Below are 23525 nucleotides of genomic sequence, written 5' to 3' on the forward strand. Positions count from 1 at the left end.
CAGACGACCATCAGATCGTCCGAAACAAAAGAACGATCAGGGAGACGATGCCGATGCTGAATACCGCTGCGAAGTCCGAGGCACCGGGCACCGAGCAAGAATTGACCGATGGCTTCCACCTCGTCATCGAGGCGCTCAAGCTCAACGGCATCAACACCATCTACGGTGTGCCGGGTATCCCGATCACGGACCTGGGCCGCATGGCCCAGGCGGCGGGCATTCGCGTGCTGTCATTCCGCCACGAGCAGAACGCCGGCTATGCCGCGTCGATCGCGGGCTTCCTGACCAAGCGCCCCGGCGTCTGCCTCACAGTGTCGGCGCCCGGCTTCCTCAACGGCCTCACCGCGCTCGCCCACGCCACCACCAACTGCTTCCCGATGATCCTGATCTCGGGCTCCTCCGAGCGCGAGATCGTCGACCTGCAGCAGGGCGACTATGAGGAGATGGATCAGCTCGCAATTGCCAAGCCGCTGTGCAAGGCCGCGTTCCGCGTGCTGCATGCCCAGGACATCGGCATTGGACTTGCGCGCGCCATCCGCGCCGCGGTGTCGGGCCGTCCGGGCGGCGTCTATCTCGACCTGCCCGCAAAGCTGTTCTCCCAGGTGATGAATGCCGACGCCGGCCAGAAGTCGCTGGTCAAGGTGATCGACGCGGCGCCCGAGCAGATCCCCTCCCCGTCGGCGGTCAAGCGCGCGCTCGACGTGCTCAAGAGTGCGAAGCGGCCGCTGATCATTCTCGGCAAGGGCGCCGCCTACGCGCAGGCCGACGAGCAGATCAAGGCCTTGGTCGAGAAGAGCGGCGTGCCGTTCCTGCCGATGAGCATGGCCAAGGGCCTTCTGCCCGACCTGCATCCGCAATGCGCCGGCGCGGCGCGCTCGACCGTGCTGAAGGACGCCGACGTCGTGATGCTGATCGGCGCCCGCCTCAACTGGCTATTGTCGCACGGCAAGGGCAAGACCTGGGGCGACGCCCCGAAGAAATTCATTCAGGTCGACATCGAGCCGAAGGAGATGGACTCCAACGTCGAGATCGCGGCCCCCGTGGTCGGCGATATCGGCTCCTGCGTCACGGCGCTGCTCGAGGGCATGGGCGCGAACTGGCCGACGGCGCCGGCCGACTGGGTCGGCAAGATCGCGACCAAGCGCGACGAGAACGTCGCCAAGATGGCGCCGAAGCTGATGAGCAACGCCTCGCCGATGGACTATCACGGTGCGCTCGGCGCGCTGCGTGCGATCATCAAGGAACGGCCGGACACTATCTTCGTCAACGAAGGCGCCAACACGCTCGACCTCGCCCGCGGCGTGGTCGACATGCATGAACCACGCAAGCGGCTCGACGTCGGCACCTGGGGCGTGATGGGCATCGGCATGGGCTATTCGATCGCCGCCGCGATCGAGACCGGCCACCCCGTGCTCGCGGTCGAGGGCGACAGCGCCTTCGGCTTCTCGGGCATGGAGGTCGAGACCATCTGCCGCTACAAGCTGCCGATCTGCGTCGTGATCTTCAACAATGACGGCATCTATCGCGGCACCGACGTCAACAGTGCAAGCTCGGATCCCGCGACCACCGTGTTCGTCAAGGGCTCGCGCTACGACAAGATGATGGAGGCCTTCGGCGGCGTCGGCGTCAATGCGACCTCTCCCGACGAGCTGAAGCGCGCGGTCAACGCCGCGCTGGATTCCGGCAAGCCGACGCTGATCAACGCGGTGATCGATCCTGCCGCCGGCTCGGAGAGCGGCCGCATCGGCAACCTCAATCCGCAAAGCGTTCTGAAGAAGAAATAGCAGGTCCCCTCAACCCATCACTCCCTGCGGGTGCAGGGGCACATAGAGTACGGAGCAGACATTATGACAAAGGCGCTCACGGGCGTTCGCATTCTCGATTTCACCCACGTCCAGTCGGGTCCGACCTGCACGCAGTTGCTGGCCTGGTTCGGCGCGGATGTGATCAAGGTCGAGCGTCCCGGCGTCGGCGACATCACGCGCGGCCAGCTGCAGGACATCCCGAACGTGGACAGCCTGTATTTCACCATGCTGAACCACAACAAGCGCTCGATCACGCTCGACACCAAGAACCCGAAGGGCAAGGAAGTGCTCACGGCGCTGATCAAGCAGTGCGACGTGCTGGTCGAGAACTTCGGCCCCGGTGTACTGGATCGGATGGGTTTCCCCTGGGAGAAGATCCACAGCATCAACCCGAAGATGATCGTCGCCTCGATCAAGGGTTTCGGCCCCGGCCCGTATGAGGACTGCAAGGTCTACGAGAACGTCGCGCAGTGCACCGGCGGCGCCGCCTCGACCACCGGCTTCCGCGACGGTCTGCCGCTCGTGACCGGCGCGCAGATCGGCGACAGCGGCACCGGGCTGCACCTCGCGCTCGGCATTGTCACCGCGCTCTACCATCGCACCCACTCGGGCAAGGGCCAGCGCGTCACCGCGGCGATGCAGGATGGCGTGCTTAATTTGTCGCGCGTCAAGCTGCGCGACCAGCAGCGCCTCGCCCACGGCCCGCTGAAGGAATACAGCCAGTTCGGCGAAGGCATTCCGTTCGGCGACGCGGTGCCGCGCGCCGGCAACGATTCCGGCGGCGGCCAGCCGGGCCGCATCCTGAAGTGCAAGGGCTGGGAGACCGATCCGAACGCCTACATCTACTTCATCACGCAGGCCCCGGTCTGGGAGAAGATCTGCGACGTGATCGGCGAGCCCACCTGGAAGACCCATCCGGACTACGCCAAGCCGGCCGCCCGTCTGCCGCGGCTGAACGAGATCTTCGCCCGCATCGAGCAGTGGACGATGACCAAGACCAAGTTCGAGGCGATGGAGATCCTCAACAAGGACGACATCCCCTGCGGTCCGATCCTGTCGATGAAGGAGCTGGCGGAAGATCAGTCGCTGCGCGCGACCGGCACCGTCGTCGAGGTCGATCATCCGACCCGCGGCAAGTACCTCTCGGTCGGCAACCCGATCAAGCTGTCGGACTCACCGAGCGACGTGAAGCGCTCGCCGCTGCTCGGCGAGCACACCGACGAGATCCTGCGCGAGGTGCTCGGCTTCTCCGATCACCAGGTCGCCGAGATCCACGATTCCGGCGCGCTCGATCCGCCGCGGAAGCAGGCGGCCGAGTAAGCACGCTTCAGCTTCGTCGCAGCATTCACAAGGGCCGCCGGGGCCTCCGGCGGCCTTTGTTGCAGACCACGCCTTGGTTGCGCTTCCTTCTGGCGTTGCCTGAATGCTAATGTCTCAGCGAAGCGGCGCTAGAATCTGCTGATACTCGCCGGGCGTGGGCTGACGCGTCCCGCCGAGACGAGCTGACGGCTCTGTCGCCGGAACGATGGTGAGCCCGCCTGTAGCGGGTTTTTTATTGCCCGACCGAGGGAGGCAGCAGGTGAAGGACGAACCCAGCTCACCTCTCCCACCGGCCCGAATCCCCGCGGGAGTATGGGCGCTGGGCTTCGTGTCGATGCTGATGGACATCTCGTCGGAGATGATCCACGCGCTGCTGCCGATCTATCTCGTCACCGTGCTCGGCACCTCGATGGTGACGGTCGGCTTCATCGAAGGCATCGCGGAAGCGACCGCTTCGATCACAAAGATATTCTCGGGCGCGCTATCCGACTGGCTCGGCAAGCGCAAGCTGCTCGCGGCGATCGGCTACGGAATTGCCGCCTTCACCAAGCCGGTGTTTCCGCTGGCGCCGACTGTCGGCTGGCTGATTGCCGCCCGCTTCATCGATCGCGTCGGCAAGGGCATACGCGGCGCGCCACGCGACGCGCTCGTCGCCGATATCGCGCCGCCCGAACTGCGCGGCGCGAGCTTCGGGCTTCGGCAATCGCTCGACACCGTCGGCGCCTTCGTCGGTCCCCTGCTCGCCATCGCCCTGATGCGGACCAGCGCCGATAATTTCCGCGCGGTGTTCTGGCTTGCCGTCATTCCGGCCTTCCTCTCACTCGCCCTGATCGTCCTCGCCGTCGAAGAGCCGCGGCGTCACTCCAACGGAAGCCGAGCGAAAAACCCGCTGAGCCTCGCCGCGGTGAAGCATCTCGGGAAACCCTACTGGCGCGTGGTCGGGATCGGCGTCGTATTCACGCTCGCCCGCTTCAGCGAGGCGTTCCTGATCCTGCGCGCACAAAATGTCGGACTTGACGCGATGTGGGTCCCCGCGGTGCTGGTGCTAATGAACATCGTCTATGCGCTATCGGCCTATCCAGCCGGTGTGCCGTCCGACCGGATCAATCGCACCGGCCTGCTCGCAATCGGGCTCGTATGCCTCGCTGCCGCCGATCTCACGCTGGCCACCCTCGCGAATCTGGGCGGGCTGGCGCTCGGCGTAGCCCTTTGGGGCCTGCACATGGGGCTGACACAAGGCCTGTTCGCAACGCTTATCGCTGATACCTCGCCCGCCTCGCTGCGTGGCACCGCCTACGGGTATTTCAACCTGTTGAGCGGCGTCGCAATGCTTTGCTCGAGCGTCATCGCAGGCGCGCTGTGGGACGCGCTTGGGCCCGCAGCCACATTCCTTAGCGGTCTTGCCTTTGCCCTGTTGTCGCTCGCCGGACTGCTTGCCATCGATACGACCGTCAAGCGTGCGAACGATCAAGAACTTTGAGGAGATGTCACGCAAACTGCGCAATCAGCAGCAGCCTCACCTCGCCGACAAGTGCGGCAAGAATTCATTCGGCTCGAGGTGACGATCACCGAGGGCACCAGCACGCGGGACGAGAAGTCGGTCTACCAGAACAAGGCCTTCGCGCTGCTGTCGAAGCTGATCGGCAATCTGCATCCGCATGCGAACGTCCATATCATCGACTGCGGGGCGGTCTCCTACGGCTATGGCGGGTTCACCCAGGAATACCGCCACAACCATGAGACGGCGTGACGCACGCCTTGCGTGTGCTCGGAAACGGCCCGGCGTCCTCCCCGCGGACCTACCCAGGGATCGCGGCCGAGTTCCCGCGGCCCTGGGCGATCTGGGATCCCAATCAGGTGATTTTTGTTGCGATGCACAATCGCGAATGCTGCTATGCAAACAAGCCCGTTGTGACTGGCATCTGGTATACCTAAATTGACCCCAGATGATGAGCCGGCACCTCGCCGGCCTCAAGCCGAAAGGGGACACCAATGTCCAAGACCACTGCTATTGCGCTCGCGCCGTCCGCCACCCTGCTCGGCCGCCTGTTGGCCACGATCGACCGCCTCCTGATGAAGAGCGCGGAGATCTCCAACCGCAACGGCGACCTGCCGCGTTTCGGCCTCTGAGCCGCAGGACTCTTGCACGCGTGAGCGAACGGCTCTCGCCGCGAGATTGATCCGACATCGACGTTTTCGTGCAATGGCCCCGATCTCCGGGGCCATTTTTTTGCGCTGGGCCAGCCATCCACTGCGACCACGGGCAACGCTGCGGCATAAGCGCACGCTGACGCTGCGGCCGCTTGAACCTTGGCATATCGAATACCAAGATGGCCGCCGCGCGCCAAAAGCACAATCACGATAAGCGCGTTGGGAGGATCAATGTCGGATATGGCTCAGGCAACTGCGGCCCCTACGGCCGCGCGCGTCAGCGACACCTATCGGTGGACGCAACTTGCGATCGGCGTCGCCGCAATGGTGATGATCGCAAATTATCAGTACGGGTGGACGTTCTTCGTCCCCGATATCCAAAAGAAGTTCGGATGGGATCGCGCCTCGATCCAGTGGGCCTTCACCCTCTTCGTGCTGTTCGAGACCTGGCTGGTGCCGGTTGAAGGCTGGTTCGTCGACAAATACGGCCCGCGTGTCGTCGTGCTCGTCGGCGGCGTGCTGTGCGCCATCGGTTGGGTGATCAACGCGCAGGCGACCACGCTGAACGGCTACTATCTCGGCATGATCATCGCCGGTATCGGCGCCGGCGGCGTCTACGGCACCTGCGTCGGCAACGCGCTGAAATGGTTTCCCGACAAGCGCGGCCTCGCCGCCGGCATCACCGCAGCAGGCTTCGGCGCAGGCTCGGCGCTGACGGTCGCGCCGATCCAGGCCATGATCAAGGACTCCGGCTTCCAGACCACCTTCCTCTATTTCGGTCTCGGCCAGGGCATCGTCATCGTGCTGCTCGCCTTCTTTCTGCTCGCGCCGAAGGCCGGGCAGGTGCCGCAGGTGGCGCAGAACGCCAACCTGGTCCAGACCCGGCGCAACTACCAGCCGACCGAAGTGCTGCGGCAGCCGATCTTCTGGCTGATGTACTTCATGTTCGTGATCGTCGGCGCCGGCGGCCTGATGGTGACGGCGAACCTGAAGCCGATCGCGGTGGACTGGAAGGTCGACAACATTCCGGTGACCCTGGTCGGCATGACCATGACGGCGGTGACCTTCGCCGCAACCATCGACCGCATCCTCAATGGCCTGACGCGACCGTTCTTCGGCTGGATCTCCGACATGATCGGCCGCGAGAACACGATGTTCATCGCCTTCGGCATGGAAGGCCTCGGCATCTGGGCGCTCCACATGCTCGGCCACGATCCGGTGTGGTTCGTGATTCTGTCCGGCTTCGTATTCTTCGCCTGGGGCGAGATCTATTCGCTGTTTCCCTCGACCTGCACCGACACGTTCGGCGCCAAGTTCGCGACCACCAATGCGGGCCTGCTCTACACCGCGAAGGGCACCGCCGCGCTGCTGGTGCCGATCGCCAACTACATGCAGCAGTCGTCGGGCCATTGGGACAACGTCTTCATCATCGCCGCCGGCGCCAACATTCTCGCGTCCTTGCTCGCGATCGCGGTGCTCAAGCCCTGGCGCAAGATCGTGGTGGCGAAGTCGACGGCGTAAGCGTCAAGCGCATCTCCAACCGTCGAAACGCCCGGCAGGACGCCGGGCGTTTCCGTTTGCGGAGGTCGGGGGTACGGACGCCGGTGGGCGCCTTGCATGCCAATTTTGCTGCGGCGCAACCTAAGGATAAGCTTGCTTTCTGGGATATAGTATACCAACATCGGTCGATGGCTTGTGACAATAAGCCACAAGAATTGCGACACTCGGTCACAAGAACTAGAGCGCGTTCGGGAGGACTTGATGGTTTCCAGCAATACAGCTGTCACGCAAGCACAACCTTCGTCCAGCGGCTTCCGCTGGCTGCAACTTATCATGGGCATCGTCTGCATGGCGATGATCGCGAACCTCCAGTACGGCTGGACGCTGTTCGTCGATCCGATTGACGGCGCGCATCACTGGGGCCGCGCGGCGATCCAGCTCGCCTTCACCATCTTCGTGGTGACCGAGACATGGCTGGTGCCGATCGAAGCCTGGTTCGTCGACAAATACGGCCCGCGTCTCGTCATCATGTTCGGCGGCATCATGATCGCGTCGGCCTGGGTGCTGAACTCCTACGCCGATTCACTCACCCTGCTCTACATCGCCGCCGTGTTCGGCGGCATCGGCGCGGGTTCGGTCTACGGCACCTGCGTCGGCAATGCGCTGAAATGGTTTCCGGATCGCCGCGGCCTCGCCGCGGGTGCGACGGCAGCCGGCTTCGGCGCAGGCGCCGCGCTCACCGTGGTGCCGATCGCTAAGATGATCGCCGCGAGCGGCTACCAGTCCGCATTCTTCGATTTCGGCATTGGGCAAGGCCTGGTCGTCTTCGTGCTTGCCTTCTTCATCCGCCCGCCTGCAGTGGCGATCCCGCCGAAGAAGAAGCAGCTCAACCTGCCGCAGACCAAGATCGACTTCACGCCGCCGCAGGTGCTGCGCAGCCCGATCTTCTGGATCATGTATCTGGTGTTCGTGATGGTCGCGGCCGGCGGCCTGATGGCGGCGGCGCAGATCGCGCCGATCGCGCACGACTACAAGATCGCCACCACGCCGGTCACCCTCGCCGGCTTCCAGATGGCGGCGCTGACCTTCGCGATCTCGCTCGACCGCATCTTCGACGGCTTCGGACGTCCGTTCTTCGGCTGGGTCTCCGACAATATCGGCCGCGAGCACACGATGTTCATTGCCTTCGGCACCGGCGCGCTGATGCTGCTGACGCTCTCGACCTGGGGCCATCATCCGCTGGTGTTCGTGCTGGCGACCGCGGTTTATTTCGGCGTGTTCGGCGAGATCTACTCGCTGTTTCCGGCAACCTGCGGCGACACCTTCGGCGCGAAGTTCGCCACCACCAACAACGGCATGCTCTACACGGCGAAGGGCACGGCGTCGCTGCTGGTGCCGGCTGCCAGCATCGTCGCCACCAACTATGGCTGGCATGCGGTGTTCGTGATCGCGGTCGCGCTGAATGCCACCGCCGCGCTGATGGCCGTGTTCGTGATCAAGCCGCTACGGCGCGCCTTCATTCTTGGCAACGAGGCCGCCGCCGAGGCCGCGACGGCGGCCACCGCCAAGACGGCCTGATCCGGCATCGCAGGCTGAGTCAAAAGAGGCGCACTTCGGTGCGCCTCTTTCTTTTGACCCCACGATCTCAGGCATACCAAATGCAAGAGCCTCGATTTGACGAGATTTCTCGCTTCAACAATCTGCGACGACAATCGGCGAAAACGTCAGATAACCTGCCTATTTCAGGCATATTTTCGTCGTTGAACAGCACCATCGCCTTGTTGACAATTGGCATTATGTATACCAGACTTGCGCTGTTGATGACCCCAAGGAGGTTGCCATGCAAGTCGGAGATATCCTGCGCAAGAAGACCGCCCGCGTTGCAACGGTTCGCATGAACGAGACCGTGGCGATCGCCGCACAACTGATGCGCACCAGCAATATCAGCGCGCTCGTGGTGAAGGATGTCGTCCGCACCGAGGGCAACACCGCCGTCGGCATGTTCACCGAGCGCGACGTGGTGCGCGCGATCGCCACGCACGGCGCAGCCGGCGCCGGCATGCGGGTGTCGCAATTCGTTGCCGTGCAGCAGCTCGTGTCCTGCAGCTCGACGGATACGCTCGATCACGTCCGCCATCTGATGAACAAGCACCATATCCGCCACGTGCCTGTGATCGACAATTACAGCCTGATCGGCGTCGTCAGCATGCGCGACATCTCGGCCGCGTTCGACGAGCACGCGACGACTTCGGTGCGGCAGGCCGTGCCGGCCTGAGATCATCGCAAGCGTGTTGCGCCGTATGCGACGTGATTGATCGTTGGCGCTTGCGCAGATGCATCGAACCGTCAGCGCGTCCCTCGTTTGAGCTCGTGCGCGAGCCTCCCAATTCCGCATGGGCCCGCCGCCCCTGTCCGGTAGACATTTGCCTGATAGGACTGCATCCTGCCGCTCGACATCCATAACAACTGTGCGCGGCCGTCCGCGTCACGGAAAATTCCAGTGGAAACGAGGGCAGAATGATCAAGACACGCTTCACCGAGATGTTCGGCGTCGACCACCCGATCGTGCAGGGCGGCATGCAATGGGTCGGGCGCGCGGAACTGGTCGCAGCCGTCGCCAATGCCGGCGCGCTCGGCATGATCACGGCGCTGACCCAGCCGACGCCGGATGACCTGCGCAGGGAAATCGCGCGCTGCCGCGAGATGACCGACAAGCCGTTCGGCGTGAACCTCACCATCCTGCCCGCGATCAAGCCGCCGCCTTACGCCGAATACCGCCAGGCCATCATCGAGAGCGGCATCAAGATCGTCGAGACCGCCGGCAACAAGCCGCAGGAGCATGTCGACGAGTTCAAGAAGCACGGCGTCAAGGTGCTGCACAAATGCACCAGCGTCCGCCACGCGCTGTCCGCCGAGCGCATGGGGGTCGATGCGATCTCGATCGACGGCTTTGAATGCGCCGGCCACCCCGGCGAGGACGATACCCCCGGCCTGATCCTGATCCCGGCCGCGGCCGACAAGGTGAAGATCCCGATGATCGCCTCGGGCGGCTTCGGCGATGCCCGCGGCCTGGTCGCCGCACTCGCGCTCGGCGCCGACGGCATCAACATGGGCACGCGATTCATGTGCACCAAGGAAAGCCCGATCCACCAGCTCGTGAAGGAGCGCATCGTCGCCAATGACGAGCGCGAGACCGAGCTGATCTTCCGCACCATGCGCAACACCTCGCGCGTCGCCAGGAACGCGATCTCGACCAAGGTCGTGGCGATGGAGAAGCAAGGCGCCAAGTTCGAGGACGTCCGCGAGCTCGTCGCCGGCGCCCGTGGCAAGATGGTCTACGCCACCGGCGATGCCGACGAGGGCATCTGGTCGGCCGGCCAGGTGCAGGGCCTGATCCACGACATCCCGTCCTGCGCCGAGCTCATCTCACGCATCGTGCGCGAGGCGGAAGCGATCATCCGCGAGCGGCTCGAGGCCATGATGTCCGGCGCCAAGCGCCAAGCCGCCGAATAGGCGGGTTGCAATTGCGATGAAATGAGATCGAACTGCGGCCGCATCATCGGTTCACCTCTCCCCTTGTGGGAGAGGCATAGGCTGCCGTTGGCGGCCGTCTCCAAGGACGCCGAAGCGAAGCTTCGGCTATGTCGCATCGTTAGATGCGATACGGGTGAGGGGTTCCGCTCTCCCGTGGGACCCGCGGCCCCTCACCCGGCGCTACGCGCCGACCTCTCCCCGGTGGGGAGAGGTGACAGCAAGGCCGCCCTGAACCAGCGGTCGAGCCGATAGAAAGAGAAGAGCCATGAAAGCCTATGTGTACGGGGCCAATGGCCCCGAAATCACCGACGTCGCCAAGCCCACGCCGAAAGGCACGCAGGTGCTGGTGAAGGTCCGCGCCTGCGGCCTCAACCGCGCCGATCTCGGCATGACCAAGGGCCACGCCCATGGCGCTGCCGGCGGCGTCGGCACCGTGCTCGGCATGGAATGGGCCGGCGAGGTCGCCGAGCTCGGTCCCGATGCCAAGGGTGTCAAGGTCGGCGACAGGATCATGGGCTCGGGCGGCGCGGCGTTTGCCGAGTACACGCTCGCCGATCACGGGCGATTGTTCCGCGCGCCGTCGAACATGAACTTCGACGAAGCCGCCACCCTCCCCGTCGCGCTCGCCACCATGCATAACGCCGTCGTCACCAACGGCGCGCTGCAGCTGGGCCAGACCGTGCTGATCCAGGGCGCGAGCTCCGGCGTCGGGCTGATGGCAATGCAGATCGCCAAGCTGAAGGGCGCCAAGCTCGTCGTCGGATCCTCGACCGATCCGACGCGCCGCGGACGGTTGAAGGAGTTCGGCGCCGATCTCGCGATCGATTCCTCCGATCCTGCCTGGGTCGATCAGGTGCTGAAGGCGACCGACAGCCAGGGCGTCGACCTGATCGTCGACCAGGTCTCCGGCAAGGTCGCCAACCAGAACCTGGCGGCGACCAAGATCAAGGGCCGCATCGTCAATGTCGGCCGGCTCGGTGGCACCCATGCCGACTTCAACTTCGACCTGCATGCGGCGCGCCGCATCCACTATATCGGCGTCACCTTCCGCACCCGCACGATCGAGGAGATCCGCGAGATCTTCGACGAGGTCAGGAAAGACATCTGGCCCGCAGTGGAACAGCGCAAGCTGCAGCTTCCGATCGACAAGGTCTACAAGTTCGCCGACATCGGCAAGGCGTTCGCGCACATGGAAGCGAACAAGCACCTCGGCAAGATCGTGGTGGCGCTGTAGCGGGCAACCAGGCTGAAGTGCGTAGTGCGGCTTGGCCGAACGGTCTGCGCTGAGTACGTAGGATGGGTGGAGCGCAGCGATACCCATCGATTATATCCGCGCGGTGAGATGATGGGTTTCGCTGCACTCCACCCATCCTACTACGCACTGATGGCAACGCAAATTGCGCCGGCCGGCGCCTTGCCGTCAGAGGGGGGCATCGCCTCAAAGATCAGCGACGAAGAGGCCATCGAAGCGTTCCCACTACCCGGGAGGAGGCTGCGCTCTTTCGGCTGCGACGTTCAGCCAACCGGTCCGGGGATCCAATAGTCTCCTGAAAGCGGGATAACTCTTACGCCGTTAATTACTCCGAGCTGCAGGCTTGGATCGAAATGGCGCATCGTCCGCTCATTGAGGTCAATGATGCGCCCAGGCGTTAGTGGCCCCACGTCATTTATCTTGACGATGACCTTCTTGCCCTCAGCCTCAACGAGGGCATATTTCGGCCTCGCGCCAAATTGCACCCCGCCAAATTTCTGACGCAAACTCGTCTTGATGGCAGCCGCCCAGGCAGAGGGATCATAGCGCTCGCCGGAGGCTGTCTTCGAGCCGCCCTCCCGCCATCCGGGCCGGAACGGATTGTACATGGATGCCGCGCCGACGATCGCATCCCCAGAAGCAGCAATGACGACGGCGCTTGAATGAACCGTACTGGCTTCACTTCGAGCAACGGTAACAGACATGGCAAGCGCAACCACGGCGCCGCAAATTGCGGCGCTCGAGCCGAATAGCATCATAACTCCTTGACTGATTTTTTTCGATCGTTCGGTTCCCGATGCCGTAAAACATGGTCAAGCGAACGCGGAGGCGTTTACGAACTCGTGCCAATTTTTTGCGGATTCGTGCCGATGCTGGCGATGGAACCGTTGTGGGAACCGGGGAGGTCCTCACGCAGTGTTTTTAGTTCTCACCGACTAAGACAGAGATTGCGTCAGCAGCATGACTGCACAGAACTTCTTCGACTGCGCGTGAGTAGGAGCAAGCGTTCTGGCCGGTGTCCGCTCGGGGCTCAAAAGCGGATGACAGCGAGCCCGCGCTTCCAGGGCGCGAGCTCCGGCGTCGGGCTGATGGCGATGCAGATCGCCAAGCTGAAGGGCGCGAAGCTCGTGGTGGGATCCTCGACCGATGCGACGCGTCGCGGACGGCTGAAGGAGTTCGGTGTCCGCACCCGCACGATCGAGGAGATCCGCGAGATCTTCGACGAGGTCAGGAAAGACATCTGGCCCGCGGTGGAACAGCGCAAGCTGCAGCTTCCGATCGACAAGGTCTACAAGTTCGCCGACATCGGCAAGGCGTTCGAGCACATGGAAGCGAACAAGCACCTCGGCAAGATCGTGGTGACGCTGTAGCGGACGCCGCGCCGTGCAGCGGACAACAGGCGCAGTTGTCCCGCCGCAAATGATATGATCAGCGCGTCTCGCCGGAAAAGGCCTGCCGCAAGGCTGACAGCCTGTCGAGCGCAGCTTGCGGCAGCGGGCCTTTCTGAACTGCCGCGAGAGCCTCCTCGAACTGTTGCGGCGTCGCCATGCCAACCAGGATCGTGCCCATGGCCGGATGCGACAGCGCGAACCGCGTGGCGGCTTCGGTCAGGCTTGCAGCAAATCCGTCCTCGACCAGCGGCAGCAGTCGACGCGCGCGATCGATGTCGGCATCGTAGCTCATCGCCGAACCGATCGGCTCGGGCGCCGGGCCCGCAATCGGATGACGCTCGGCTGAAGCAGACAACGCGCCACCGGCGAGCACACGGATGCCCACGACACCGACGCCGGCAGACTTGGTGTGGTCGAACAATCGGCCATAGTCCTGCGCCGGATAGCCCGGTGGCAGATCCTCCCCGGCTGATGGATTGAGCATGTTGTAGACGACCTGCGCGCTGTCGAAGACGCGGGCATCGATCACCTGCTGCAGGGCCACGGTCTCGCCGACGGCCGTCATCCCGAGGAAACGAACCTTGCCCTGGTCACGCAGGCGCATGAACGCCGGCACCACCTCGTCCAGCACCTGCCGAGCGCTGAGCGTCGCGCCGCCACCGGCTTCGGTGATCGGATTGTGCAGATGAAAGATGTCGACCTGATCGAGGCCGAGGCGGGCCAGGCTGCCTTCGAGCGAAAGCCTGACCGTATCAGCAACGCGGCCAAACTCACCGGGCTGCAATCGGACCTTGGTCCCGACGACCACATTGGGCGGCTTCAGCTGCCGCAAGACCCGGCCAAGGTTCTGCTCCGACGCGCCATTGCCGTACTGCACCGCTGTGTCGAAATAATTGACGCCAGCGGCGATCGCCCGCGCAACCGTACGCTCCTGGTCGGCAGCATCACCACGCACCATCAATCCACCCACGGCACCGCAGCCGAAGCCCAGGACCGAGAGCTGCATTCCGGTGCGCCCAAAGACCCGCAATTGCATCGCCGTTCCTCCGAGGGAGTAGACACTATGCAAGATTGAACGGCTGTCCCTCAACCCTGGTATTTGCCGCCGTGGCTCAGCATCCGCAGACGGAACAAGCGGGCAAGCGATACACAACAGCGATTGGAACACCTCCCAGTGCCGCACGCAGCAGAAGGCCTCGACGCAAGCTCACTTGGTTATCGGTGCGAATAGCAATATCGCCGCGTTAAATCATGCGGTCCTCCATGCTGAAAATCGTGGCGCGATCCGAAGTAATCGCTGTCGGCTGGATCAGGGTATCGAGGCGTTGCTCGATGGCGCAGTCTTGGTGCCGACCGGCGGAGGCGTCTTGAGAGTAGCCCCAGTCGTCGTATCAGTTGCCGGGACGGTGGACTCAAAGCCCGAAAGCACGCTGCCCTGACCCGGGACCGCGTCAGCCGTCGGAGCCTTATTATTGAGTCCGTTCATGAATGGCTGGCTTGTTGTGGTTGACAATCCGCCCGCAGCCACAGCGGTGAATAGATGGTCTGCCGCATAGGCCGGGCAAGACCCTGCAAGCAATGATACGCCTGCCGCAAGGATCGCGAGTTTCCTCATTATCAACTCCTCTTCTGAATTGAGGTGTGCCAATGCACAGCGAGCTCATCAGCTGCGCTGTTGGCCAAGTTTGAATGCAGTCGGTCTCCAGGAGTTCCTATATCTCTGGGAATAACGCTCAATGTCCCGGTGCCGAATGGTTAGTTTCCGACAGGGAAGTCAGAATTCGAGCTCCGGCCGCAACCAGTATCCTTGTCAGTGCGGTGTTTTGGCCGCTTTGCGTCAATCGCGTCGGTACGGCTTGCTGCAACGACTTCCGGTCAACCCTATTGAACGGGCGCCGTTGGCGCCGGTCCGGGCGCCTCAAAAGGGCCAATACCGGACAAACAACCATGCGAGGTGTCGCCTCTAGGCACTCTGCTGCTGCTCGTACCATCTGGAGGTGCACCACGCGGATCGCTTTTCTCTTTCAGGTATTGCAGCAGCTTGTCCTTTGCATCGCTGCCAATTCGCGAACGGGCGCATTCGGCGGAAGCGGTAAAACGGCAGATCGTATAAAGATGCGCGGCGGACCGAGCGCCTCGTCTCTGTAATAATCGTGAGATTGCTGGTCCATGAACAAACGGAACACGCCGACGTCTAAGCAAACCCATGCCAGCGGGGGCTCGCGCGTCGCCGCGCCGGACGTTCAATCGTACCCGAAGATTGCGCCGCCCGAGCCCCGCGTTGCGTGTGCCACGTTCCAATACGACAGCGCCCACCGGATGTTCAGAATCATGGGTACGCGCCCGGTTGGCCAGTTGGACTTCGGGCCGAACCACTCCATAATCTGATCCTGCTGAGTGTTGTTAAGGCCCTCGATGGTGTCAGAGTCGCCGGTGCGATACTGAATCGTGACGATCGTAACGTAGCGCTTCGCCCATTGGCTAGCACGGCACACTCAGCACAAGTAGGTCGCGTACTCATTAAGCGACCAGCGGACTGATGTCCGCTCAACTCTCAATAGCGGCGGAACAGCGGACATTGCGCTAGGTCGCAGAAGGGCCACAGGACTAAACCGCTCGCGCGGTAGGGCGCTGGGGCTGGCGACGCAGCCAAGACGATAGCGCGACGGGGCGTCCTGTTTTGAGATGAGGGGTTCGCAACCTTCACTCAAAACAGGAGCATCCCCAATGACCAAGCAGGCCATCAGTCCGTTGCGCCAGCGCATGATCGAAGACATGGCGATCCGCAAGTTCGCGCCCAAGACCCAACACGACTACGTGCAAAGGGTCAAGGACTTCGCGGTATTCCTCGGCCGCTCGCCCGACCTGGCCCAGTCGGAGGACGTGCGCGGCTTTCGGCTGCATCTGGCGTCGAACGGCGCCGGCGCGCCAAAGATCAACGCCACCGTCTCGGCGCTGCGGTTCTTCTTCAATGTGACGCTCGATCGGCCCGAGCTTGCCAAGCACCTGTCGTTCATGCACGAGCCACGCAAGGTTCCGGTTGTTCTCAGCCCGGAAGAGGTTGCGCGCTTTCTGGAGGCGGCGCCGAGCATCAAATACAAGGCGGCGCTCAGTGTCGCTTACGGTGCAGGGTTGCGTGTCTCTGAGGTCGTCGCGTTGAAGGTATCCGACATCGATTCCGAACGCATGATGCTGCGCGTCGAGCAGGGCAAAGGCCGCAAGGATCGCCACGCGATGCTTTCCCCTGTGCTGCTCGAACTTCTGCGCGATTGGTACCGCATTTCCCGCCCGCAGGGCTGGCTGTTTCCGGGACTGAAGCCGGCCAGCCCGATGACGACGCGCCAGCTCACGCGCGCCTGCCACGCGGCGGCCCACATGGCCGAGATCGCCAAGCGGGTGACGCCGCACACCCTGCGCCACAGCTTCGCGACCCACCTGCTCGAGCAGAACATTGATATTCGGGTGATCCAGGTCCTGTTGGGCCACGCCAAGCTCGAGACCACGGCGCTCTATACCCGCGTCGCCACCAACACCATCCGCGAGGTCATGAGCCCGCTGGATCACCTCACCCCGCTCCGCGCCAAGCGAGACGAGCCGCCTGCCTGACGCGCAGGCCGCGCATGTCGCGCCCGGCTTTGGAGGTTGCGGATATCTTCCGCAGCCATGGCCTAGCATGGCGTCAAGCCCATGCCGGTCATATCAGCCTCGACCAGATGAAGGTGATGTCGGCGATCGAGCGCTGCCGCACGGCGGCCCTCGGGGGCCACGTCGCGCGCTGCGCGGACTGCGCTTATACCACGATCGCCTACAACTCCTGCCGCAACCGGCACTGCCCGAAGTGCCAGGGCGCCGCCGCGAAGGACTGGCTTGCCGACCGCGAGGCCGAGCTGTTGCCGGTGCCGTACTATCACGTCGTGTTCACGCTGCCGGCGGCCATCGCCGACATCGCCTACCAGAACAAGGCCGTGGTCTACGATCTGCTGTTCAAGGTCTCGGCCGAGACCATGCTGACGATCGCCGCCGATCCGAAGCATCTGGGTGGGCGGATCGGCGTCACCTCCGTGCTGCACACCTGGGGTTCGGCGCTGACCCATCACCCCCACGTGCACATGATCGTGCCGGGCGGCGGCATCTCGTCCGACGGCCAGCGCTGGGTGTCGTGCCGGCCGGGCTTCTTCCTGTCCGTGCGCGTGCTCTCCCGCCTGTTCCGGCGACTGTTCCTGGAGAAGCTTGTCGCCGCCCACCAAGCCGGCCGCCTCAGCTTCTTCGGCGACCACGCCCATCTCGCCGAGGCGCAATCCTTCGCGACTCATCTCGCCCCGCTGCGCACGGCCGAGTGGGTCGTCTATTCAAAGCGGCCGTTCGGCGGCCCTGAGGCGGTGCCGGCCTATCTGTCGCGCTACACCCATCGCGTGGCCATCGCCAACAGCCGATTGATCGCCTGCGACGAGGGCGGCGTCACCTTCAAGTGGAAGGACTACCGCATCGAGGGCCGCGATCGATACAAGCAGATGACGCTCGCCACAGATGAGTTCATCCGCCGCTTCCTCATCCACGTGCTGCCAAAAGGCTTGCATCGCATCCGCCACTACGGCCTGTTCGCCAAAGGCGCTTGTGCCGCCAACGTCGCACGCGCCCGTGAGCTGCTCGCCGCTGCAAAACCTGAAGGCCAGCCTACCGCCGATCCCAGCAAGCCGAGCTGTCCATGCTGTGGCGGCTGCATGATCGTCATCGAGGTTTTCGCGCGCGGTGCAACGCCGCGGCATCGGCCGACAGCTCCAATGAACCGCATCAGGATCGACACCTCATGATCACGTCTCAATCCTGCAAATCTGCTCGTCGTGCCCGCTGGCTCTCGACCGGCCACGGCAGAGCGCGCTCAGATTTCCCCCAGCCGTCGCAAATCGACGGACAAATTATGGAGTTCGATGCCACCCGTGGCCCGTTCGTCAGCCGCTCAACCGTCGAACAACCCGCTGCATCGGCTCGATTCAAATCAGCCATCTCGCCCGCGGCGCTCAAATCCCCATAGTCCCGGCCGCACAGCCTTACGTTCCCTTACCCGCGGTTTCCTCCCTTGGAGGCTTTCGGACGCCGGCCGCCGAATGCGCGGCGCTGTCCCTCAAACGGCCGGCATCCGAAACCCTTCACAGAAGCAGACGTGCAGTCTATTTTTCCACGATATCGTAGAGCGTCGAACCAGAAGCGAGAATGCCGGCGATGGCAGGCGCCGACTGGGATAGCAGATATGGTACCCCGAGAATTGGGGGCACCAATCCGCGGCTGAGTGCCGGTTGCGTCATGCCGAGCTTTGTCGCGGCTCGCGTGAAGTTGCGCTCTCTCGCTATGGCGAGGAAGGCAAGTAAATGACCGGCGTCGTCCCGATCCATTCATAAGCACATCTTATTACTCAAATCACAGTTTATCATCTAATCGCATGAGAGGGAACGCGTTAGGTTTGCCTCATCTGCCAGGGCACGGCGAGAAGGAACTCATGAAACAAACCCGAAATTCGCTTGCAATGGAAAGGGAAGTGGCGCCCCCGCGTCACCACGACGCTGCTGCTGACGGGAGCGCCTGCTTTGAGCCAGGATAAATCAGAGCAACATATCCAGATTGCGGAGATTGTCATCGATGCGGCGCAACTTGAAAATTGTAAGGCAGCCGTTGCTGAACAGATCGAAGCCGCAAATTCGCTTGGACACCCTAATTACCCAAGGCGGAGATCGCCGTGATAGCGTGCGTGCCGGCCTCTAGTTCGCAACCGGTCACAAAGTGCTAAGCGGAAATTCATGACGGGGACATGAGATATGAGCGAACCGATAGCAAGCGCTGCTGCCGAGGCCGACCAGCGGCCGCGAGACTGGATGAAGCGATCACAGATTGAGGGACTTGCCGCACTGATAGTCGGTGGCGGCAGCGGCATGGGTGCAGCATGCGCTCGAACCTTCGCAGCCAATGATGGGCTCGTGATTGTGGCCGATCTCAACCTGAAGAACGCCGAGCGCATCGCGTCGGAAATCCACAAAAGCGGAGGCAAGGCTGTCGCCGTCGGGTTGGACGTGTCCAAGCCAGCGGACATCGATGCCGCAGCGCAGAAAACACTGGATACATATGGCCGACTCGACGTGCTGATTAACTCAGCGACATGGAGCGCCAACTGTATGCTCGAGGATGTGGACATGCGCGACTGGGACACAGCCTTCCAGACCAATGTCCACGGGCCGTTACTACTCGCCCGGGCCTGCTTACCGCATTTTCGCAAGAGTCCCGCGCCTGCAATCGTGTTCGTCGGATCGTTGGCTGGCGTTGTGGGCTACGCCCGTAAGTCGGCCTATAGCACAACCAAAGGCGCCCTTATCACCATGAGCCGTCAACTGGCGCTGGAATGGGCGGTGGACAATATTAGGGTGAACGTTCTCATCCCGGGCACGATTGATTCGCCCCTGTTCAGAAAAATGGTACGTCCTGAAATCATCGCTACCTTCGAACGGGCGACCCCGATGGGGCGTCTCGGCTTGGCTAGCGAGATGGCAGACCTTGCGATCTTCCTAGCATCGCCCGCCGCCTCGTTCATCACCGGTCAGACAATCAATTGCTGCGGTGGTTTTTCCATCAACACATTTGTCGTGCCGGCAGGCATGACAGAGACACTTATTGAGGCCCGGCAACGCGAAAGTGACGTCGCTGCGAGCCTATAAACGGAAACTGAGGAAGAGGCTAATGCATGGGCCGGCTTAGGAATCTCTGCTAGACTGTATGTCCCCTCCACAAAATGAGGCGACTCACCTTCGATGTTGCGACGAGGGTTGCCTGGATGGACCGGGCAGAGCCTCAAACAAGGAGGGCGAGTCGTGGGTCATCATACCGAGGTCTTTGTCGGAATCGATACGTCAAAATCGCGCAATGCAATAGCCATTGCCGAAGGCGGCCGTGGCGGCGAGGTACGATATCTCGGGGAGTTTTCTGCCACGGAGGCAACGATCCGAAAGCTGGTGGCAAAGCTTGCAGCGAAATGCTGTCATCTGACATTTTGCTACGAAGCAGGGCCGACAGGATATGGCCTCTACAGACTGCTCAAGAGCCTCGGCCATGACTGCCTGGTGGTGGCTCCCTCGCTCGTTCCGAAGAAGGCCGGCGATCGAGTGAAGACGAACCGGCGCGATGCGGTAAGCCTCGCCAAGCTGTTGCGCGCGGGCGAGCTCACCGCGGTGTGGGTGCCGGACGAGCGCCATGAGGCTATGCGCGATCTCTCGCGCGCCCGTCAGGCAGTAAAGAAGGACCTCCAGGGCAAGCGTCAACAGATCTCGTCATTGATGCTGCGGCTGGGACGCATCTATCCGGGCAAGACAACGTGGGGACCAGCCCACATGAGATGGCTGATGTCGCAGAAGCTCGAGCATCGCGAGCAGCGCATCGCATTCGAAGAGTTACTTGAGGGGATACGCCAGGAAAGTGAGCGGATGGAGCGTTTGGAGGATGCCATCCGCGAGGTGGTGGCCGAGTGGTCGCTTGCCGAGGTTGTCGCGGCCCTGCAGGCGATGCGGGGGATTGATCTCATTGCGGCTGTGGGGGTGCTGGCCGAGATCGGTGATCTCTCCCGCTTTCAAAATCCGCGCGAGCTGATGGGCTATCTGGGTCTGGTGCCCACGGAAAACTCGACTGGTGACAAGGTCAAGCGAGGCGGCATCACCAAAGCCGGTAATGGGCGGGCGCGACGTATTCTTGTGGAGGCGGCCTGGAGCTATCGATATCCGCCGCGCGTGAGCCGAGACAAGCAGCCAAAGGTGGAGGCCGCACCGAGACGCGCGCGAGAGATTGCGTGGAAAGCGCAAACCAGATTGTGCGGACGCTTCCGCTCACTCGAGCGGAAGGGCAAGCGGCGAACCGTAATCGTCACGGCGATTGCCCGAGAGCTATCCGCCTTCATTTGGGCAATCAATCGCGAGCTCATGCCACCTCGACAGGCGTAACGTCGTTGGGGGCTGTGGACCGCTCGAGTCGTGAGGTGCGCTCGACCGGCCCACAGCCCCCTTTTGTTGCAATCAGGATCAGGGGTAGTCGCAGACATCAATCGTGCAGAGGTGAAGGTGGGACCACGGCAGGGGAAATCCTGAAACCCATTATGTGGCCGATCATCCGATCGACGCCCGACGCTAGACCAGGACAGCCCCAGACGAAAAAACGGAAATGCGGTATCCAACCCGCGCATCAGAGCCTGTTCACCGACGTCTTTGGGTCCCGCCTTCTCCTCTGCACGATCCATCGGCGCAAGAACTTCACGATGAGTCCTCGTGGAGATGAGAAAACCGTGCGCTGTGTGCTTGACTGGGGACATCAGAATGGAATGGTCCGGCCGTGCTCCGGCCCCGCCAGTGCGAGAAGCTGGCAAGGGGCGCTCAGGTCAAGGAGCACGCCATGTCTCGGAACCTCAACACAGCGGTCGCCGTGATCGGCATCGATATCGGCAAGAACTCGTTCCACCTCGTAGGTCATGATCACCGCGGTGCCATCGTGCTGCGGCAGAAGTGGTCACGCAGCCAGGTGGAAAGACGGCTCGCCAACTTCCCGCCCTGCTTGATCGGGATGGAGGCTTGCGTCGGCGCGCATCACCTCAGTCGCAAGCTCCAAATGCTCGGCCACGACGCTCGCTTGATGCCGGCGAAAGACGTGCGCCCGTATTCGAAAGGACAGAAGAATGACTTCCGAGATGCGGAAGCCATCGCCGAGGCTGTCCAACGCCCGACCATGAAATTCGTCGCAACCAAGACAGCCGATCAGCTCGACCTTCAGGCGCTGCACCGCGTCCGCGATCGATTGGTCAGTCAGCGTACCGGCGTCATCAATCAGATCCGTGCGTTTCTGCTGGAGCGGGGCATCGCCGTACGCCAAGGCCTGCATTCCCTGCGATCCGAGTTGCCGGGTATCCTCGCGACGCGCACCGATGTGCTCTCGCCTCGCATGTTACGCATCATCGAGGATCTGGCGGGCGACTGGCGCCGGCTGGATGCGCGTATCGAGGGGCTGTCTAGCGAGATCGAAACGCTGGCTCGTCAAGATAAGGCTTGCGAGCGACTGATGACAGTGCCCGGCATTGGACCGCTTATCTCGAGTGCAATGGTCGCCGCGATTGGCAGTGGAGACGTGTTCTCGAAAGGCCGCGACTTCGGCGCCTGGCTTGGACTGGTGCCGAAGCAGATATCGACCGGCGACCGCACGATCCTCGGCAAGATATCAAGGCGCGGCAATCGCTACCTACGCGCGCTGTTCGTCCAAGCCGCATGGGTAGTGCTGGTCAGGGTGAAGTGCTGGGAGCGCTACGGCCTCAAATCTTGGATCGAAGCTGCCAAGAAGCGATTGCATCACAACGTGCTGGCGATTGCGCTCGCCAACAAGCTCGCCCGGATCGCCTGGGCGGTTCTCAACAAAGGACGTGCCTTCGAGTGCGTCAAGGCTGAGGAGACGGCGTCCTGACCTGGCCGATCCTCGCGCCGTGCTCGGGGCCGTCAAGGCGCAGCCTGGCAGCGTAGAGCAAGACGTCAGGACAGCACGACGGCCGGCCTTGACGGCCCCTTGCGCGCGGCGCGTCTGCGCGCGCAGGCCGGGACGAAGGAACGACCGCCAGGCACGAACAAAGGAACAGCGCGAAGTGAGGAGCTATCGAGATGATGTAACCAACATCCCTTACCCGCCGAGGTCTGCGAGAGGATGCGACGACGATGGAAGATCGGTCTTCCCGGCGCATGCGAACACTGGTGACCCGAATGGCCCGTTCGAGGCCTGTCCGCTAATCAGCTCGAATGCGTGCTGATATCCATGATGGCCCGGAGCACAGCACGCTCCAATCAGAGGCCGGATACATTGATGCAAGACCGCATCTGACAGGTTGCCGAAACCTCTTGCAACGCGCGGCCGGACCATACAAATGGGTCAAACTCGACAAAACTCACAGTGAGCATAATACGTCGGCTTTCGGACGCATCGCGACCAAGCCGCCGTTTGACCAACGCTCATTGAAGCTGGCTCCCAAGCCATGATTCAAGCCCCGACCGAAGGGACTGAATCATGCGCTACGAACTCTCCGACGAGGAAGGAGCCTGCTTGTATGCTGGAGCTTTACCGAGCGATTGAGCTCTATTTGGCGGCCATAAGGCCGATATTGGACTTGCGGATCAAACCAACCATATCCGTGCCGGGCCTCACGAATGAGCCAGTCTCGATAGAACCGAAACGTCAAGAACGCTCGCTGAGGTTCTCGAAGCATATTTCAAAAGATGGTTCACCCATCAATTGCACCTGAGATGATGGGCTTGCGGTTCTCGGTTCACTCCATCCTACGGAGGCGTCGTCACGGCCTGGGTGTTGCGCATTCGACACGACGGGCAACTCAGCAAAATCCGTCAAGCATCCGCGGCAAAAATATTTCTGTTTATCGGAATTGCAAATCAGTGTAATAATCCGCTCGTCTCACCCGATTGAGGGGCGCTTCGCGATCGTCACGGGTGTTGCGGTGAGATGCGGTGGACGCTGACTGCGCGACTGACGAGCGTGCATGAGGCGGACGGTGAAATC

17 protein-coding genes and 2 pseudogenes are annotated in these 23525 nt (G+C 62.5%); 16 read left to right on the forward strand and 3 right to left on the reverse strand.

Features of this window, described 5'->3' with window-relative positions; translation table 11 throughout:
• The first annotated feature begins 53 nt into the window (after window positions 1–53).
• The 10 genes from oxc (at window position 54) to MTX19_RS24815 (ending at window position 11544) form a co-directional block, all read left to right on the forward strand.
• Window positions 54–1784, forward strand: a complete 1731-nt coding sequence (gene oxc / locus MTX19_RS24770) for an oxalyl-CoA decarboxylase (protein ID WP_280985508.1) — start codon at window positions 54–56, stop codon at window positions 1782–1784.
• 63 nt (window positions 1785–1847) lie between these two features.
• Window positions 1848–3125 (forward strand): formyl-CoA transferase, encoded by a 1278-nt coding sequence (gene frc / locus MTX19_RS24775; protein ID WP_280979734.1) that lies wholly within the window; start codon window positions 1848–1850, stop codon window positions 3123–3125.
• 334 nt (window positions 3126–3459) lie between these two features.
• Window positions 3460–4605, forward strand: coding sequence for an MFS transporter (locus MTX19_RS24780; protein WP_280986138.1), 1146 nt, complete (start codon window positions 3460–3462; stop codon window positions 4603–4605).
• 51 nt (window positions 4606–4656) lie between these two features.
• Complete coding sequence (locus tag MTX19_RS24785; protein WP_280979735.1) at window positions 4657–4875, forward strand: hypothetical protein; 219 nt, start codon at window positions 4657–4659, stop codon at window positions 4873–4875.
• 242 nt (window positions 4876–5117) lie between these two features.
• Window positions 5118–5255, forward strand: coding sequence for a hypothetical protein (locus MTX19_RS24790; RefSeq protein ID WP_280979736.1), 138 nt, complete (start codon window positions 5118–5120; stop codon window positions 5253–5255).
• 252 nt (window positions 5256–5507) lie between these two features.
• Window positions 5508–6797 (forward strand): oxalate/formate MFS antiporter, encoded by a 1290-nt coding sequence (gene oxlT / locus MTX19_RS24795; RefSeq protein ID WP_280979737.1) that lies wholly within the window; start codon window positions 5508–5510, stop codon window positions 6795–6797.
• A gap of 240 nt (window positions 6798–7037) precedes the next feature.
• On the forward strand, window positions 7038–8354 hold the full coding sequence (gene oxlT, locus MTX19_RS24800) for an oxalate/formate MFS antiporter (protein WP_280979738.1): 1317 nt from the start codon (window positions 7038–7040) through the stop codon (window positions 8352–8354).
• A 262-nt stretch (window positions 8355–8616) separates the two neighbouring features.
• Window positions 8617–9051, forward strand: coding sequence for a CBS domain-containing protein (locus MTX19_RS24805; protein WP_280972411.1), 435 nt, complete (start codon window positions 8617–8619; stop codon window positions 9049–9051).
• Window positions 9052–9293: 242 nt separating this feature from the next.
• Window positions 9294–10289 carry a nitronate monooxygenase family protein gene (locus MTX19_RS24810; protein ID WP_280979739.1) on the forward strand — a complete coding sequence of 332 codons (996 nt, stop codon included), beginning with the start codon at window positions 9294–9296 and terminating at the stop codon, window positions 10287–10289.
• 286 nt (window positions 10290–10575) lie between these two features.
• Window positions 10576–11544 (forward strand): zinc-binding dehydrogenase, encoded by a 969-nt coding sequence (locus MTX19_RS24815; protein ID WP_280979740.1) that lies wholly within the window; start codon window positions 10576–10578, stop codon window positions 11542–11544.
• Between the two features lie 281 nt (window positions 11545–11825).
• Here MTX19_RS24815 and MTX19_RS24820 read toward each other — a convergent pair whose 3' ends face one another.
• Entirely contained in the window at window positions 11826–12320 is a 495-nt protein-coding gene (locus tag MTX19_RS24820; RefSeq protein ID WP_348638320.1) for a septal ring lytic transglycosylase RlpA family protein, read from the reverse strand.
• Between the two features lie 303 nt (window positions 12321–12623).
• Here MTX19_RS24820 and MTX19_RS24825 point away from each other — a divergent pair.
• Window positions 12624–12932 (forward strand): annotated as a pseudogene (locus tag MTX19_RS24825) (zinc-binding dehydrogenase); the annotation flags it as partial.
• Between the two features lie 58 nt (window positions 12933–12990).
• Here the strand turns inward: MTX19_RS24825 and MTX19_RS24830 are convergent.
• Window positions 12991–13989, reverse strand: coding sequence for an aldo/keto reductase (locus MTX19_RS24830; RefSeq protein WP_280979742.1), 999 nt, complete (start codon window positions 13987–13989; stop codon window positions 12991–12993).
• A gap of 1691 nt (window positions 13990–15680) precedes the next feature.
• Between MTX19_RS24830 and MTX19_RS24835 the strand changes: the two genes are divergently transcribed.
• Both MTX19_RS24835 and MTX19_RS24840 read left to right on the forward strand, forming a co-directional pair.
• Window positions 15681–16559, forward strand: coding sequence for a tyrosine-type recombinase/integrase (locus tag MTX19_RS24835; RefSeq protein WP_280979743.1), 879 nt, complete (start codon window positions 15681–15683; stop codon window positions 16557–16559).
• 14 nt (window positions 16560–16573) lie between these two features.
• Window positions 16574–17764, forward strand: coding sequence for an IS91 family transposase (locus MTX19_RS24840; RefSeq protein WP_280979744.1), 1191 nt, complete (start codon window positions 16574–16576; stop codon window positions 17762–17764).
• Window positions 17765–18232: 468 nt separating this feature from the next.
• On the opposite strand, the pseudogene MTX19_RS24845 reads toward MTX19_RS24840, so the two are convergent.
• A pseudogene (locus MTX19_RS24845) lies at window positions 18233–18343 on the reverse strand (LysR family transcriptional regulator); the annotation flags it as partial.
• Window positions 18344–18763: 420 nt separating this feature from the next.
• On the opposite strand from MTX19_RS24845, the gene MTX19_RS24850 reads away from it, so the two are divergent.
• From MTX19_RS24850 to MTX19_RS24860, 3 genes are all read left to right on the forward strand, one after another.
• A complete protein-coding gene (locus MTX19_RS24850; protein ID WP_280979745.1) occupies window positions 18764–19654 on the forward strand; it encodes an SDR family oxidoreductase in 891 nt (296 codons plus the stop codon).
• Between the two features lie 153 nt (window positions 19655–19807).
• On the forward strand, window positions 19808–20926 hold the full coding sequence (locus MTX19_RS24855; RefSeq protein ID WP_280979077.1) for an IS110 family transposase: 1119 nt from the start codon (window positions 19808–19810) through the stop codon (window positions 20924–20926).
• Window positions 20927–21371: 445 nt separating this feature from the next.
• Entirely contained in the window at window positions 21372–22427 is a 1056-nt protein-coding gene (locus MTX19_RS24860; protein WP_280979078.1) for an IS110 family transposase, read from the forward strand.
• Window positions 22428–23525: the final 1098 nt, after the last annotated feature.

Source organism: Bradyrhizobium sp. ISRA464, assembly GCF_029910095.1.
Classification (GTDB): Bacteria; Pseudomonadota; Alphaproteobacteria; order Rhizobiales; family Xanthobacteraceae; genus Bradyrhizobium.

Excerpts from the sequence above, each read along its gene's own strand:
- oxc (WP_280985508.1), top strand. The coding sequence starts at position 54 with ATGCTGAATACCGCTGCGAAGTCCGAGGCACCGGGCACCGAGCAAGAA.
- frc (WP_280979734.1), top strand. The coding sequence starts at position 1,848 with ATGACAAAGGCGCTCACGGGCGTTCGCATTCTCGATTTCACCCACGTC.
- MTX19_RS24780 (WP_280986138.1), top strand. The coding sequence starts at position 3,460 with ATGCTGATGGACATCTCGTCGGAGATGATCCACGCGCTGCTGCCGATC.
- MTX19_RS24790 (WP_280979736.1), top strand. The coding sequence starts at position 5,118 with ATGTCCAAGACCACTGCTATTGCGCTCGCGCCGTCCGCCACCCTGCTC.
- oxlT (WP_280979737.1), top strand. The coding sequence starts at position 5,508 with ATGTCGGATATGGCTCAGGCAACTGCGGCCCCTACGGCCGCGCGCGTC.
- oxlT (WP_280979738.1), top strand. The coding sequence starts at position 7,038 with ATGGTTTCCAGCAATACAGCTGTCACGCAAGCACAACCTTCGTCCAGC.
- MTX19_RS24805 (WP_280972411.1), top strand. The coding sequence starts at position 8,617 with ATGCAAGTCGGAGATATCCTGCGCAAGAAGACCGCCCGCGTTGCAACG.
- MTX19_RS24810 (WP_280979739.1), top strand. The coding sequence starts at position 9,294 with ATGATCAAGACACGCTTCACCGAGATGTTCGGCGTCGACCACCCGATC.
- MTX19_RS24815 (WP_280979740.1), top strand. The coding sequence starts at position 10,576 with ATGAAAGCCTATGTGTACGGGGCCAATGGCCCCGAAATCACCGACGTC.
- MTX19_RS24820 (WP_348638320.1), bottom strand. The coding sequence starts at position 12,320 with ATGATGCTATTCGGCTCGAGCGCCGCAATTTGCGGCGCCGTGGTTGCG.
- MTX19_RS24830 (WP_280979742.1), bottom strand. The coding sequence starts at position 13,989 with ATGCAATTGCGGGTCTTTGGGCGCACCGGAATGCAGCTCTCGGTCCTG.
- MTX19_RS24835 (WP_280979743.1), top strand. The coding sequence starts at position 15,681 with ATGACCAAGCAGGCCATCAGTCCGTTGCGCCAGCGCATGATCGAAGAC.
- MTX19_RS24840 (WP_280979744.1), top strand. The coding sequence starts at position 16,574 with ATGTCGCGCCCGGCTTTGGAGGTTGCGGATATCTTCCGCAGCCATGGC.
- MTX19_RS24850 (WP_280979745.1), top strand. The coding sequence starts at position 18,764 with ATGAGCGAACCGATAGCAAGCGCTGCTGCCGAGGCCGACCAGCGGCCG.
- MTX19_RS24860 (WP_280979078.1), top strand. The coding sequence starts at position 21,372 with ATGTCTCGGAACCTCAACACAGCGGTCGCCGTGATCGGCATCGATATC.